Origin of the sequence: Proteus vulgaris, from assembly GCF_016239305.1 — a bacterium.
GTDB classification, from domain to species: Bacteria; Pseudomonadota; Gammaproteobacteria; order Enterobacterales; family Enterobacteriaceae; genus Proteus; species Proteus vulgaris_C.
Map to the genome: position 1 here is coordinate 20,469 of NZ_JAEHOQ010000016.1, position 14,726 is coordinate 35,194.

Below are 14,726 nucleotides of genomic sequence, written 5' to 3' on the forward strand. Positions count from 1 at the left end.
TATAAAAAAACCCCGGAAGTTGCCTTCCGGGGTTTTTATTGTTTGTCTGCATTCAGACCACCGGAAGCGTTTCTTAAACGTCTTCCAGCACTCATCGCCTGAAAGACTAGTCAGGATGATGGTGATGATGGTGGTTTAGTTGAATGCTATACATAATTATTTTCCTAGCTAATTACACTAATTGTTATTTGATATGCTCGTTACTATTAATTTGTATTTAGTAACCAACATTTAGAATTTGTCTGCCTTTCAACCTACATGATTTGCAAAGTGAAAAGCAACCTATTTTTTAATAATAATTTAATTATTTTGTAACCTTTTGTTTTTAATGCTATTTTAATATTTCTCTTATTTACTTAATGCGATAAGTGAGCGAGTATATAGGGGTATGCTAAAAATTAACGAAATATAAGTAGTATTTATATGTAATGGCGAAATGAAAATTTTATAGCATACTTTAACTAAGCCATTTAAGTAGGGGAGCAAAATGAAACGAATAACCATCGTTGGATTAGGTTGGTTAGGTTTACCACTTGCTGTTGCGTTGCGTGATGCAGGTTATCAAGTTAAAGGGACTAAAACCACCGAAGATGGCGTAGAAGCAGCAAGAATGAGTGGCGTTGATTGCTGTTTAGTGAATTTAACACCCGCAATTGAATGTGATAGAGATGATTTTGATTACTTAATGGAAACTGACGTATTGATCATCACTTTGCCACCAAGTGCCGCTGGTGGTGGTTATGATTATGTTGAAGCTATTCAAACATTAGTGGATAGTGCAATGTCTCGCCATGTTACAAGAGTAATTTACATAAGTTCTACTTCTGTATATGGCAACCAAACAGGTAATATCACGGAAGAAATGGATATTCGGCCTGAAACACAATCCGCAAAAATGTTAGCTGAAGTTGAAAACTGGTTACATCGTTTACCGTTAACCACGGTGGATATTCTTCGATTGGCTGGGTTAGTTGGCCCCGGCCGTCATGCAGGACGTTTTTTATCGGGTAAAAAACAGGTCAAAGGTGCACATCAGTGTGTCAATTTAGTCCATTTAGATGATGTAATTTTTGCGATTGAGCAACTGCTTGCACAAAATGAAGGTGGTCATTTATATAATTTATGTGCCCCAATCCATCCTAAGAAGAAAGATTTTTACCCAAGAGTATCCTCTCTACTTGATCTAATTCCTCCTGAATTTGCAGATGAAGAGAAGCCGTTAATACGGGAGATTGACGGTCAGGAGATCTGTCGAGATCTTGGATTCCATTACCATTATCCAGATCCCGACAAAATGCCAATGAATTAACTTACAGGTAGTAGCACGACATCACGGAAAATAGATCTTTCACTTAATTGTGCGAACCAGCGCTCAATATGTGGGAAGTGAGGTCTATCTTTACAAACCTCGAGCCATGGATAAACCAATGGTGCGATAACCATATCGGCAAGTGAGATTTCATCTCCAGCAAAATAAGTTGTTTTTGCCAGTTGGTTATCTGCAATTTTGATCAGTTTGTTAAGCCTTTCTTTTAATGCTTCAACGAGCTCGGGGTTCTGTTGCTCTTTAGGTGTACGAACAATCATTATCATCATTTGTTGAATGGGTGAAAATAGGCTACCATTTGACCAATCCATCCATTTTTCTATATTTGCTCGTTGTTTAGGATCAATTGAATAGAACGTGTTATTTTCATATTTTGCGCATAAATAACGAATAATGGTATTAGACTCCCATAAAACAAAGTCATCATCTTGTAATGTTGGAATAGAAGCGTTGGGATTCATCGCTAAATAATTTGCTTCATTGAGTCCACCAAATGGGCCACCAACGTCAATTTGCTCATAAGGAACGTTTAACTCCTTTAAGCACCAAAGAACTTTTTTAACGTTAGATGAGTTTTTTCTACCCCAGACTTTTAACATAAAGGTCTCCTAAACCACGATAAGTAATAAAATTTCCCTCTATAGGGCGCTAAATATGAATATAAGATAAATCTCTATATATCAATGTTGGCGTCTTATTCCAGAAAGCCATATAGTAGGAAAGCTTTAACAAATTGATATAAAAGGGTGATCGGTAATGAAAAAAAATATTCCATCTGTTCTGGGTAAGGTTACCGCGGGAATGGGTTTACTGCTAATTATTTCTAGTCCTTCATTTGCGGTAAATAATCCTGTACCTCCTCAAATAGAGGCAAAATCTTATGTATTAATGGATTACAACAGCGGAAAAATTCTGGCATCGGAAAAGCCCGATGAGCGTTTAGATCCCGCAAGTTTGACAAAAATCATGAGTAGCTATGTGGTTGGACAAGCCATCAAAGAAGGGCGGATGTCGCCAGATGATATGGTGATAGTAGGGCGTAATGCATGGGCAACAGGTAATCCGGTATTAAAAGGTTCATCATTGATGTTCTTGAAACCGGGTGATCAGGTCAAAGTCATTGATTTAAATCGGGGTATGGTCATTCAATCGGGTAATGATGCTAGTATCGCATTAGCTGAACATGTTGCGGGTAGTCAGGAAACCTTTGTTGATTTAATGAACTCCTATGCTAACAACCTAGGTTTAAAAAATACGCACTTTAAAACAGTCCATGGATTAGATTCTGACGGGCAATATACAACAGCGCAAGATATGGCACTGTTAACAGCGGCTATGATCCGTGATGTTCCATCAGAATACGAAATACATAAAGAAAAAGAATTCACATTCAACAATATTCGCCAGCCAAACCGCAACCGTTTATTGTGGAATAAAAATATGAATGTTGATGGTGTGAAAACAGGTCATACGAGTGGTGCTGGATATAACCTTGTATCTTCGGCAACTGAAGGTGATATGCGCCTAATTGCAGTTGTTTTAGGAACACCATCAGATAAAGTCCGTTTTGCTGAAAGTGAAAAATTATTAGGCTGGGGTTTCCGTTTTTTTGAAACAGTAACTCCGGTTAAGGGAAATACACCACTAACAACACAAAAAGTATGGTATGGCGATAAAGGAGAAGTGGCTTTAGGTGTAGCTAATGATGCATCAATCACTATTCCTAAAGGTGAACTGAAAAATTTAAAAGCCTCGTTTACTTTAACCAATCCAGTATTAGAAGCACCATTAACACAAAATCAGGTAGTGGGTACAGTTAACTTTTTATTAAATGATGAAGTGATTGAACAACGTCCTTTAGTTGTAAAAGAAGCGGTTGAAGAAGGTGGTTTCTTTAGTCGTATCTGGGATTTTGTGGTTAAAACAGTATCTGGCTGGTTTAACGCTATTTTTGGTTAATTTATCAATCATAGTTTTATCAATGCGTTACTGAGATTTTCACCCATAAAGAAAGATTAGCTGTTGTTTTTGTACAAAAAATCCGTAATTGAAATAATGAACTGCACCCCAAAAGTTGGACCCCAACTTTGGGGTGTTTTTTCATATTTAATGAAATAAAAAGATTGCACACTTTAGCGCTTAAATCAGCCCATCAATTTTGCCTTGATTATCAACATTAACGGCAATGGCGGCTGGGATTTTTGGTAATCCAGGCATGGTTGTAATAGAGCCTGTTAATGCGACAACAAAGCCAGCGCCAGCAGATACGTATACTTCACGTACATTTATCGTAAAGTCAGTAGGGCGACCTAATAAAGCGGGATTATCTGAGAGTGAATACTGTGTTTTTGCCATACATACTGGGAAATGGCCGAACCCCATACTTTCTATTTTTTCCAACATTTTGCGAGCATGTTGGCTATAAGTCACATTATTTGCCCCATAGATTTCTTTTGCGACAGTATCAATTTTTTCACTAAGCGAGGCATTATCAGGATAAATTAATTTAAATTGGCTATGTTCATTTTTAAGTGTGTCAATGACTTGATTGGCTAATTCAATACCGCCTGCGCCTCCTTTTTCCCACACTTTAGTAATTGCAAATCGACAATCTCTATCTAGACAAAATTGCTCGATAAACTGATGTTCTGTAACACTATCGGTAATATAGGCATTAAGCGAAATAATTACAGGTAAGCCATATTTTTTAAGGTTTTCAATATGCTTTTCTAGATTAACAATTCCTTTTTCAAGCGCGGCTAAATCTTCATTATTCCATTCGCCTTTACCTAAGCCACCATTGTATTTTAGTGCTTTTGTAGTCACAACAATCACTGCGCAATCAGGGTGTAATCCACTCATTCGGCATTTTATATCAAAGAATTTTTCAGCCCCTAAATCAGCGCCAAAGCCGGCTTCTGTAATTGTGATATCAGCAAGTTGAAGTGCTAATTTTGTTGCTCTTACACTATTGCAACCATGGGCAATATTGGCGAATGGGCCTCCATGAATAATCGCAGGTGTATTTTCGAGTGTTTGCACTAGATTAGGGTTAATAGCATCTTTTAATAAACTAGCCATTGCACCAACGGCTTGTAAATCGTTGGCAGTAATAGGGTCGTCATTGTAAGAATAGGCAACAATGATCCGAGAAAGTCTTTGTTTTAAATCTTGAATATCCTCAGCTAAACATAGGATTGACATAATTTCAGAAGCAACAGTAATAACAAAGTTGTCTTCTCTTGTAATACCGTCTTTTTCGCCACCCAATCCCACAACAATATTTCGTAAAGCGCGATCGTTCATATCCATACAACGTTTAAATATGATTTTCTTAGGATCGATATTTAAAGGATTACCTTGATAAATGGAGTTATCAAGCATGGCTGCCAGTAAATTGTTTGCTGATGTAATCGCATGAAAATCGCCAGTAAAATGAAGATTAAGATCTTCCATTGGCACAACTTGAGAATAACCGCCCCCGGCAGCCCCACCTTTGATCCCAAAGCAAGGGCCTAATGAGGGTTCTCGTAATGCAATAATGGCGTTTTTCCCAATATGGTTAAGAGCTTGTCCTAACCCAACGGTGACTGTTGTTTTGCCTTCGCCAGCAGGAGTGGGATTAATTGCGGTAACTAAAACGAGTTTTCCTGTTTTTTTTGTAGCAACTTTAGACCAAATACTATGGCTAAATTTGGCTTTATATTTGCCATAAAACTCGATATCGTCTTGATCAATATTTAAATTTTTAGCAATGTCTTGAATTGGTAAGAGGTGTGCTTCTTGGGAGATTTGAATATCTGATTTCATTTTAGTTCTCTTTTTATCCCGCTTTTGATGTCTCTAGTGATCTTTACTTATCAACTGTAGCCAAGGATCTAAATAAGGCCAATAGATTGATTAAGTTGTAATTATTTTCTATTCGATAACGTGTTTATCGTCACACCCTTTAAATAATTTTTGTAACAGACTCCTATTTTTGACATTTTGCTACTTATATTGAGTGATATTTCTGTTTTCAATATCGAGTTTTTTTCTTCTACACGTATTTTAACTAAGGATGATAATTTAATCTCATCCAAAAAAAGATATTCAAAGAGAAGAGCATCATTCTTGATTTCTGATAATAAAAAAGGCGCTGAGATCAGCGCCTTATCGATAATGACTCTCTGTATTTGAGAACCTTAAATTAGTCACAAGAAATTTTAATTGCTAATCCACCTTGAGAGGTTTCACGATATTTAGCATTAATATCTTTACCTGTTTCGTACATGGTTTCGATGACTTTATCTAAACAAATACGAGGATCGCTGACACGACGTAACGCCATACGAGATGAGTTTACAGCTTGTACAGCTGCAATGGCATTACGTTCAATGCAAGGAACTTGTACTTGTCCTGCAACTGGATCGCAGGTAAGACCTAAGTTATGTTCCATTGCAATTTCAGCAGCGATACAAACTTGCTCTGGGCTGCCACCTAAAAGTTCTGTTAATGCGCCAGCAGCCATTGAACAAGCGACACCGACTTCACCTTGACAGCCGACTTCAGCACCTGAAATTGAGGCATTCATTTTGTAAAGAGAACCAATAACACCCGCGACTAAGAAAAAGCGAGTATAAGAATTTTCATTTACAGGACGAATGAATTTATCGTAGTAAGAAAGTACCGCAGGGATAATGCCACATGCTCCGTTTGTTGGGGCTGTTACAACACGTCCACCAGCCGCATTTTCTTCATTGACGGCAAGGGCAAACATATTGATCCAGTCAACAACAGTCATAGGATCGGTTGTAGTTTTATCTTCTGTTACCAACATACGACGTAATGCAGAAGCACGGCGCGGTACCCGTAATGGCCCTGGTAATAAGCCTTCGGTATTTACACCGCGCTCAATACCGGACTTCATCACTTCCCAAACCGCAGATAAATGAGCCGAAATTTCTTCTTTGCTACGCAATGCTAATTCGTTTTGCATCACTAATGCAGATAAAGAGAGACCTGTTTCTTTACAATGGCGACGTAAATCAGCCGCATATTGATAAGGATAAGGGACTTGAACCGTATTTTCTTCAGGTTGGCCAAAATGTTCTTCATCAACAATAAAACCACCACCAATAGAATAATAGGTTTTTTTCAACAGAACCTGTTCACCATTATAAGCGGTAATGGTCATGCCATTTTCATGGAGGGGTAAATTGCTTTTGTGAAAGTTCATACCACCATCAACAGGAAAATCCACTTCTTTAATGCCATTTGCTAGCATTAAGCGACCGGTTGTTTCTACTTGTTTTATAAATGGGGTAATAGAATCTATATCGACGGTATCTGGTAAATTTCCTGCTAATCCCATAATAATAGCAATATCAGTTGCGTGACCTTTACCTGTTAAAGATAAAGAGCCATAAACATCAACGATAACGCGGGAAACAGAGGAGAGAAGATTTTTGTCAGCAAGGATATCAACGAATTCTTTACCTGCTTTCATTGGGCCTACAGTGTGTGAACTTGAAGGACCGATACCGATTTTAAAAATATCAAAGACGCTAACCATAATATTCGCCTCCCTAATTAATTTAAAGGCGCAACTGTGTGATTATTAGAGTGATAAGTGTCAGTTTTGAAGTCTAAATTTGTAATGGCTACTTTCTTTTACGAAAGTAGCCATTAGATGCCTTATTAGCCCACGAAAGAGTTAATTAAGCTATAGAAAACTGCTGAGATTGCGATAAGACCCATGATTACAACGAATACGTTGCTGATATGGCCTTCGTATTTCTTCATCGCTGGTACTTTACGGATTGCATACATAGGCATCAGGAACAGTAACATTGCGATAATTGGACCACCTAATGTTTCAATCATACCTAAGATGCTTGGGTTTAACGTTGCAACGATCCACGTTGTAACCAGCATAAACAGTGCAGTGATTTTGTTTAAACGATCTTTTTCGATTGTTTTACCTTTCTCACGCAGTGATTTGATAATTAAACCGTTGAAACCTTCACGAGCACCTAAGTAGTGGCCTAAGAAAGATTTAGTAATCGCAACGAAAGCAATAAATGGAGCAATATAAGCGATAACTGGCGCTTCAAAATGGTTAGCAAGGTAAGACAGGATACTGATATTCTGTGCTTTTGCTTCTGCTAAGTTTTCTGGTGTTAAGCTAAATACACAGCTAAACACAAAGAACATAACAGTGATAACCATCATGATGTGTGCATAAGCTAAAATGCGTGAACATTTTTTCTCAGCGTTTTCACCGTATTCTTCTCGTTTTGCAACTGCAAAAGCAGAGATGATTGGTGAGTGGTTGAAAGAGAACACCATTACAGGGATAGCTAACCACAGTGTGACTAATAGACCTTGACCCATGCCTGATGTTGTTGCGTGATCAAAAGAGAGAGTATCAAGTACTGCGCCATTCCATTCAGGAATAAGATACAGTGCTAAAACCATCAAGACTGCAACAAATGGGAACACTAACACGCTCATTGCTTTAACGATAGCTTGTTCACCAAAGCGAATAATCGACATGATACCGACGATCAGTATCAGTGATAAAATTGCACGAGGTGGTGCAGACATGTGCATTTGGTTCACAATAAAGCTTTCTACTGTATTGGTGATAGCAACACTATAAACCAATAAAATAGGATAAATAGCAAAGAAATAGAGCAGAGTAATCAGTTTACCTGCTGTTTTACCAAAATGTTCTTCAACAACTTCAGTGATGTCTTCCCCTGGGTTTTTACCTGATAACACAAAGCGGCACATACCACGGTGTGCAAAGAAGGTCATTGGAAATGCAAGCACTAACATGATCAACAAAGGAATTAAACCACCGATCCCTGCGTTGATAGGTAAAAATAGAACGCCAGCACCGATAGCCGTACCATATAAACCTAACATCCATACAGTATCTGACTTACGCCATGTTTTGTAATCACCTTGGGTGTTACCCGATGCGATAGAACCAGCTTTGGTTGTATCCATAATACTCTCCGAAATAACGCGGTAAAAAAATAATGAATAAAAATAAGAGCGCGATTTTATTTCTTTTCAGAAACAATCACGACATAAATTTAATTATGAATAAATGAGTGCATTGAGTACCTGGTGTTATCTCAATATCTTCAATTACCACATACTAAAATCTTTAAATTTCAAAAGAATTAGACTCTTCTAAAATTTGAAAAAATATTCGATAAGTTTATATCCAGACTTAAGAGGTGCAGAATATAGTGTTTTTCAGGATAAACTACCGTGATCACCATCTCAAATGCTAAATATAACTGAAAAACCTAAAAATGTAACATTTTTTATATTTTGTGTTTTTAGAGGAGGTTTTTAAAACATTTTGAAATACTTTTCCATTTTTAATTGGGAGCGAAAATAAAGCCAAATAGCAAAATGTTCATATGTTAATGATTAAATTCAGGCTTTTTTATTTCTTATAAGATAAATGATTTAAATCAATTTGGTTATTTTTATTCACAATTAAAACATTATATTAACTTTATATCTTGTTGATATATAACTATTAAATATTTTATTTTATTTTTGTGTAAAACTAGGCAAAAGAATATGAAAATAAGGGAATACGATTATTTATTAATGAATTTCATTTATTCTATGAAATAAATATAGCAATAATTCAATCATAAGTAGAATATTGTTTATTATTACAACAATAAATTTGTTAATAAATGAGTTTGATACATTGCTATATAACGAATATAAAAAATTCATTTTGATTAAAATAACAACATATTTATTTTTTGGACAAATAATATAATTATAGAGGATATTTTTATTTATATATTAATATATCAAAAAGGGAGTTTACTTAAGTTAAATATAAAAAAGACCACAATAAATGTAGTCTTTTTCAATGCAAGAAAGATTAGGCTTTTGTCCAACCTTTACGAATAGGATAAGCAAAACAGAGTTGATAAAGCTGTTGTACCCATTTTTGGAGTATATTGCCACCCTTAGACCAGAACATCTGACTTAAGCCACAAGAAAGCAGAGCCACAATAAAGGCACCTATCATATCGATTGGCCAATGCACGCCAAGGTAAATACGAGCCCAAGCAATCGCCAGGCCTAAAACTAGCATGATATAACCAATACGTTTACTGTTATGCCAAAACAGATAAGCTAATGCAATGGTAAAAACAAACGTACCGTGGTTGCTAGGGAATGAAGGCGTTGCATCATGATCAAGGAAATTATGACCAATATTAGCAGCGAAAGGACGCTCATGTGGAGCAATTGCACCAATTACCCAAGAGATAGACAATGCAATAGCTAAAGAGACCGCAGCTTTGCAGGCTAATGTTCTTTGCTGGCTAAGATGTTTTTCATTACCCCATAACCAATAGAACACTAAAGATAAAGGAAAAAGATAGACAAGGTACTTAGCAATAATTATCGCCATACCGATTTCGAAAGGAGATGCCGCAGGTGTTGCATTCATCATTGAAAATACGGCTAAATTAAATTGTTCCAGCAAAGTAGGCTCCATACATGTCGTGCTGATAAGCGATGTTTGTGATACATAATACGCAAGTTTTTAAGGGTAAATGAGGGAGTAATAAGGGTAAAGTGTTTTTTTCTTATTTAATTGTGCTTTTTTAAAAGAATTGTCAGTTTTAGATTTAACTGAGCTAAAGCACTCTTAAAAAGAGTATTTTGCTTATGGTATTGCTCTCACATTGTTCTTTTTTCTTATTTTCAACGAGGTATAAAAATGTGGCTCCAAAAAAACATCATACTCAACGCAAGGCCGAGAGGGTTCCACTTAATTACACAGGCATTGATTCAAGAATTACCCGAACTAAGACAATATAAAATCGGAATTGCTCATTTTTTTATTCAACATACATCGGCTTCATTAACGATTAATGAAAATGCTGATCCGACAGTACGAAGTGACTTTGAAAGCTTCTTTAATCAAAGTGTTAAAGAGAATGAAAATTACTATCTTCATACTTATGAAGGCAGTGATGATATGCCAGCTCATATAAAAAGTAGCTTACTTGGGCAAAGCGTCACTATTCCTATTAGCCAAGGTGAACTTAATTTAGGAACTTGGCAGGGGATTTACCTTGGGGAGCACCGTAACCGTGGAGGCCGTCGTCATATTATTGTGACATTGCAAGGTGACTGTTATTAGATTGCAGGCAATAAAAAACCCGACAGTTATTTCACCAAAGGGGTTGAAACTATCGGGCTCCTCAATATTTGGGGACATCAAAGAAAAGCAGTGGCACTAATTCAGACTCCGGGTTAGAAAGAAAGTTCGCTGACTAATGAAAAAAAATAGAATTATTTTTTAGAAAGAAAGGAATATAAAGAGATAATGAGTAAAATAAAAAAGGGAAAGCGCTAAAACATATTGAAAATTAAGCTGTTTTAGCGCTTTTTTAATTAGTTGTAGATGCCTAAATTTTCTTTAGCATAAGCTTCAAAATCTGTGCAACCACCAATGTGTTTCTCATCAATGAAAATTTGTGGCACAGTTTCAACTTCTTTACCGACGGTTTTAGATAAATCAGCTTTTGTAATTCCTTCAGCTTGAATATCTACATAGCGGAAATCAAAATCGTCACGTTTTTCAGACAGAGTTTCAGCCAGTTGTTTAGCACGTACACAATATGGGCAACCCGGACGACCAAAAATAACAACAAACATACGACACTCCTTATTGAGGAAATAAAATTCAGGCATAATAGTCTTTATTGGTTGATACTATGCCCTTTTATTAGGCTAAACAAAAACAGTTATTGCCTTTTAGTGTGATAAATTATACCAATTTGCCGAATAATGAGATAGGACTGCAATACAGCATTTAGCGGAGAAAATATGGAAAAGCCTTCTAAACGGGATATGAAATCACTGTCAGATATGCCAAAACCCATCATAATCATAGAGATCGTGGGGATTATTTTATTAGTGGTTGCTTACTTGTATATCAATCAATATATCACTTCTCCGCTGTGGTTAGGGACTTACACGGGGCAATTAACACTAGTTGTTTTGGGGGTTATCTGTATGATCCCACCCTCTATTCATATTGTATGGCGGGCGATTTATCGCTTAACGTTTTTAGGTATTGATAACAACCCCGCGAATAATAAAAAGAAAAAAGAGAATAACAAAGAATAGCGTGCTGTTTTCTCTCAACAAAGCATGAAAAACTAAGAAAAACCAATTTGTAAATTGGCTTAATTTTCTTAGTTTTTCTATTTATTAGTGCCTTCAAGATAGAAAAAGTGGCAAAATAGCCTCAATGCCAAAAGGCACTCTTTTCTTTAGCGCGTAAAGGTTATTTGAATGAACGCTGTTGTTACCCCCGATCTGGATCAGCTAAAATCTTGGCTTGATGAACTACAGATTGCTTATTATGAATGTGACTCTTGTCAGGCGTTACATTTGCCACATCTTCAATATATCAGCGGCATATTTGACGCTAAAATTGATATTCTTGAAGATGTGCTTGTATTTACCGCTATCGCTGAATTAAAACCCTCAGCAATAGTGCCTTTAATGGCTAATCTTAGCCAAATTAATGCAAGCTCTTTGTTTATTAAAACATTTTTAGAAATTAGTGATGAAAACTTACCTAAATTAGTATTCTGCCAATCATTCCCTGTTGCAGCGGGGATCTCATTGAATCAGTTTGATCTATTCTTACAAAAAGCAGAAGAACAATCGGCTGAAGTTGTCAGTGAAATTTTTAATAATGGTTTCTTGTATGGTGAAAAACAAGAAAGCGAAAATGAAGAAGATGAAGAAGAAGTTGAAATAAATAGTTCATCAACTGACTCCTCCTATACTGTACATTAATATTAATCTCCATAACGGTCACAAAATCTTATGCAATGCGCACGATTTAGTGCGGGTGATTGTCATTCTTGTGAATGGCTTTCTCTTGCTTATTCTGAACAAATCAAGAAAAAACAGCACAGCTTATTAGCATTGCTACCTGAAGATTATGCTTTTGATAAATTAGCGCCTGTTGAAAGCCAGCAAGCGCAATTTCGTAATAAAGCTAAAATGGTAGTCAGTGGCAGTGTTGAAAAACCAGTATTAGGCCTAAAAACACGAGAGGGTATGGCTGTCGATTTATGCGAATGTCCTCTTTATCCTGACTCTTTTGCACTGATATTTCCGATTTTAAAAATATTTATAGCGAGAGCAGGATTAGTACCTTACGATATTGAACGTCGTCGTGGTGAGCTTAAATTTATTTTATTAACCGAAAGCAGAAGCAATGGCACGATGATGTTGCGTTTTGTTTTGCGCTCAGAAAAAAAATTAGAACAACTTCACAAAACACTTCCGTGGTTACAAGAACAACTGCCTCAATTAGCTGTTATCTCTGTGAATATTCAACCTGTTCATATGGCTATTCTTGAAGGTGAAAAAGAAATTATTCTGACTGAAAAAACATTTTTGGATGAATCTTTTAATCAAATTCCATTATATATTCGTCCTCGAGGCTTTTTTCAAACTAATCCAGAGGTTGCTTCAGCACTTTATGCTACTGCAGGTCGTTGGGTAAGAGAATTAAATATCACACATTTGTGGGATATGTTTTGTGGCTCAGGAGGCTTTGGGTTGCATTGTGCAGATAAATTAACCCAATTGACAGGAATTGAAATTAGTCCTGAAGCAATAGAATGTGCGCGTTTATCAGCCCATGAATTAGGGTTAGAGCATGTTGAATTTCAAGCCTTAGATTCAACAGGATATGCATTAGCTAAAGAGTCAGTACCTGAATTAGTGCTTGTTAATCCGCCAAGACGGGGGATCGGTGAGGCATTGTGTGGCTATTTAAATAAAATGAAACCTCACTTTATTCTGTACTCTAGTTGTAATGCTCAAACCATGGCAAAAGATATTCAGCAACTTTCTCATTATCGTATTGATAGAGTGCAGTTGTTTGATATGTTTCCTCATACTGCTCACTATGAAGTGCTTACCTTATTGGTATTACAAGACAGTTAAGATATTCATTACAAAATAGGTAATGGGTGTTAGTATAAATAAGTATTTAACGCTCGATGGATTACATCGGGCGTTTTCTTTTTTGATTAGATAGGCATTCTATTTTATGCAGAACTTAAAAGCGTTGTTATTAGTAATGGTGCTATTAGGACCATTAGGGATCGATCTCTATTTACCGACCATACCTGCTATTGCTCAAGATTTAGGAAGCAGTGGATCCCTTATTCAATCAACTATCGCTTTATTTATTTTAGTGTTGGGGGTAGGGCAACTTATATCAGGGCCTTTGGTGGATAAGTTTGGTCGTAAACCTATCGCTATCATTGGGATCCTTATCTATATTGCGGGTTCTATCATTGCAACGATCTCAACAGACTCAACGCTTTTTATTATTTCGCGATTATTACAAGCGTCTGCTGTGTGTTGTACTTCCGTTGTGGCTTTTACCTGTGTTCGTGACTGTTTTAATGGTAATGATGCTGCTCGTGTTTTCGGCTTTTTAAATGGCACCTTAAATATTATTCCTGCTCTCGCACCCTTATTAGGTGGATTATTGGCTGAGTATTGGGGATGGCGCGCGCCTTTCGGATTTTTAATTTTTTACTCAGTATTTGTGCTAGTTTTGATCACTCGCTTTTTACCAGAGACTAAGCCCGATAATACAGCCCAATCAAAACAGAAATTAGGTAAAACATACCTTGAGATATTGTGCAGTAAACGTTTTTTAACTTTTGCTTTAGTGAATGCGGGCACAATGGGAATGGCGTTAACTTACGTTTCATTTGCTCCTATTGTGTTGATGAATGATGCGAAACTATCACCACTGATTTTTTCCATCGTTTTTGGTGTAAATGGTTTTTGGATAATGTTTGTTAGCTTTTATGCAAACCGTGTCATTCACCGTGTTGGTAGACCTATTTGTTTGATTTTAGGGGGCGGGCTAATGGGATTAGGCTGTGTGAGCTTATTCTTAAGCTTGTTATTTATTCCTACTGGAATACAAAGCCATTGGCTGATTTATATGCTCCCTGTAGCAAGTGCTTGTGCTGGATTAGCCTTTATTATGGGGCCTGCGACAAGTTATGCACTTGAGCCGTATTCGCAAACGGCAGGTATAGCCTCGGCTTTAGTTGGTTTTATCCAAATGGCAGGCGGTGCTGTTTTTGGTTTAACCGCACTAGCATCACCCGTACAACCTAAATTAGCGTTAGCCGTTGTCATGTTAATCGGGAGCTTGTTGGCGTGGAATGCTTATCGAGTAAGCCATAAAGAAGCGTTAATAGAAAAACAGGCTACACAAGAATAGAACCATTATTTGCTACTGTTTATTCAGCGATAAAAAAAATACCCCAGAGTAAAAACTTCTGGGATATTTTTTATT

Annotated in this window: 13 protein-coding genes and 1 other annotated feature; of the genes, 7 read left to right on the forward strand and 6 right to left on the reverse strand. The window is 36.7% G+C overall.

Annotated features, from left to right (window positions below; genetic code table 11):
* Nucleotides 1-131 (reverse strand) — a sequence feature (His leader region).
* A gap of 356 nt (nt 132-487) precedes the next feature.
* On the forward strand, nt 488-1,309 hold the full coding sequence (locus JEP40_RS12365) for an SDR family oxidoreductase (RefSeq protein ID WP_198623799.1): 822 nt from the start codon (nt 488-490) through the stop codon (nt 1,307-1,309).
* Here JEP40_RS12365 and JEP40_RS12370 read toward each other — a convergent pair.
* Entirely contained in the window at nt 1,306-1,926 is a 621-nt protein-coding gene (locus JEP40_RS12370) for a glutathione S-transferase family protein (RefSeq protein WP_198623800.1), read from the reverse strand. The two genes, JEP40_RS12365 and JEP40_RS12370, sit on opposite strands and share 4 nt — an antisense overlap.
* Before the next feature lie 157 nt (nt 1,927-2,083).
* Between JEP40_RS12370 and JEP40_RS12375 the strand changes: the two genes are divergently transcribed.
* Entirely contained in the window at nt 2,084-3,286 is a 1,203-nt protein-coding gene (locus JEP40_RS12375) for a serine hydrolase (protein WP_198623801.1), read from the forward strand.
* Between the two features lie 180 nt (nt 3,287-3,466).
* On the opposite strand, the gene JEP40_RS12380 is transcribed toward JEP40_RS12375, so the two are convergent.
* The 4 genes from JEP40_RS12380 to ybjG all read right to left on the reverse strand — a co-directional run bounded on the left by JEP40_RS12380 (nt 3,467) and on the right by ybjG (nt 9,845).
* Entirely contained in the window at nt 3,467-5,137 is a 1,671-nt protein-coding gene (locus tag JEP40_RS12380) for a formate--tetrahydrofolate ligase (protein WP_198623802.1), read from the reverse strand.
* Between the two features lie 379 nt (nt 5,138-5,516).
* Complete coding sequence (locus JEP40_RS12385; protein WP_198623803.1) at nt 5,517-6,881, reverse strand: L-serine ammonia-lyase; 1,365 nt, start codon at nt 6,879-6,881, stop codon at nt 5,517-5,519.
* Between the two features lie 125 nt (nt 6,882-7,006).
* The gene (locus JEP40_RS12390) at nt 7,007-8,323 is read right to left on the reverse strand and encodes an HAAAP family serine/threonine permease (RefSeq protein WP_198623804.1); all 1,317 of its coding nucleotides are present in this window, start codon (nt 8,321-8,323) and stop codon (nt 7,007-7,009) included.
* Nucleotides 8,324-9,233: 910 nt separating this feature from the next.
* The gene (gene ybjG / locus JEP40_RS12395) at nt 9,234-9,845 is read right to left on the reverse strand and encodes an undecaprenyl-diphosphate phosphatase (RefSeq protein ID WP_198623805.1); all 612 of its coding nucleotides are present in this window, start codon (nt 9,843-9,845) and stop codon (nt 9,234-9,236) included.
* 237 nt (nt 9,846-10,082) lie between these two features.
* On the opposite strand from ybjG, the gene JEP40_RS12400 reads away from it, so the two are divergent.
* Nucleotides 10,083-10,508 carry a secondary thiamine-phosphate synthase enzyme YjbQ gene (locus tag JEP40_RS12400; protein ID WP_198623806.1) on the forward strand — a complete coding sequence of 142 codons (426 nt, stop codon included), beginning with the start codon at nt 10,083-10,085 and terminating at the stop codon, nt 10,506-10,508.
* 254 nt (nt 10,509-10,762) lie between these two features.
* Here JEP40_RS12400 and JEP40_RS12405 read toward each other — a convergent pair whose 3' ends face one another.
* Nucleotides 10,763-11,026: a GrxA family glutaredoxin gene (locus JEP40_RS12405; RefSeq protein ID WP_088493321.1), complete on the reverse strand. Its 264-nt coding sequence runs from the start codon at nt 11,024-11,026 to the stop codon at nt 10,763-10,765.
* Nucleotides 11,027-11,197: 171 nt separating this feature from the next.
* On the opposite strand from JEP40_RS12405, the gene JEP40_RS12410 reads away from it, so the two are divergent.
* The 4 genes from JEP40_RS12410 to JEP40_RS12425 all read left to right on the forward strand — a co-directional run bounded on the left by JEP40_RS12410 (nt 11,198) and on the right by JEP40_RS12425 (nt 14,651).
* On the forward strand, nt 11,198-11,500 hold the full coding sequence (locus JEP40_RS12410) for a YbjC family protein (protein WP_198623807.1): 303 nt from the start codon (nt 11,198-11,200) through the stop codon (nt 11,498-11,500).
* Between the two features lie 168 nt (nt 11,501-11,668).
* On the forward strand, nt 11,669-12,181 hold the full coding sequence (locus tag JEP40_RS12415) for a YbjN domain-containing protein (RefSeq protein WP_198623808.1): 513 nt from the start codon (nt 11,669-11,671) through the stop codon (nt 12,179-12,181).
* A 30-nt stretch (nt 12,182-12,211) separates the two neighbouring features.
* Nucleotides 12,212-13,345, forward strand: a complete 1,134-nt coding sequence (rlmC, locus tag JEP40_RS12420; RefSeq protein ID WP_198623809.1) for a 23S rRNA (uracil(747)-C(5))-methyltransferase RlmC — start codon at nt 12,212-12,214, stop codon at nt 13,343-13,345.
* A gap of 106 nt (nt 13,346-13,451) precedes the next feature.
* Nucleotides 13,452-14,651: a multidrug effflux MFS transporter gene (locus JEP40_RS12425; protein ID WP_198623810.1), complete on the forward strand. Its 1,200-nt coding sequence runs from the start codon at nt 13,452-13,454 to the stop codon at nt 14,649-14,651.
* Nucleotides 14,652-14,726: the final 75 nt, after the last annotated feature.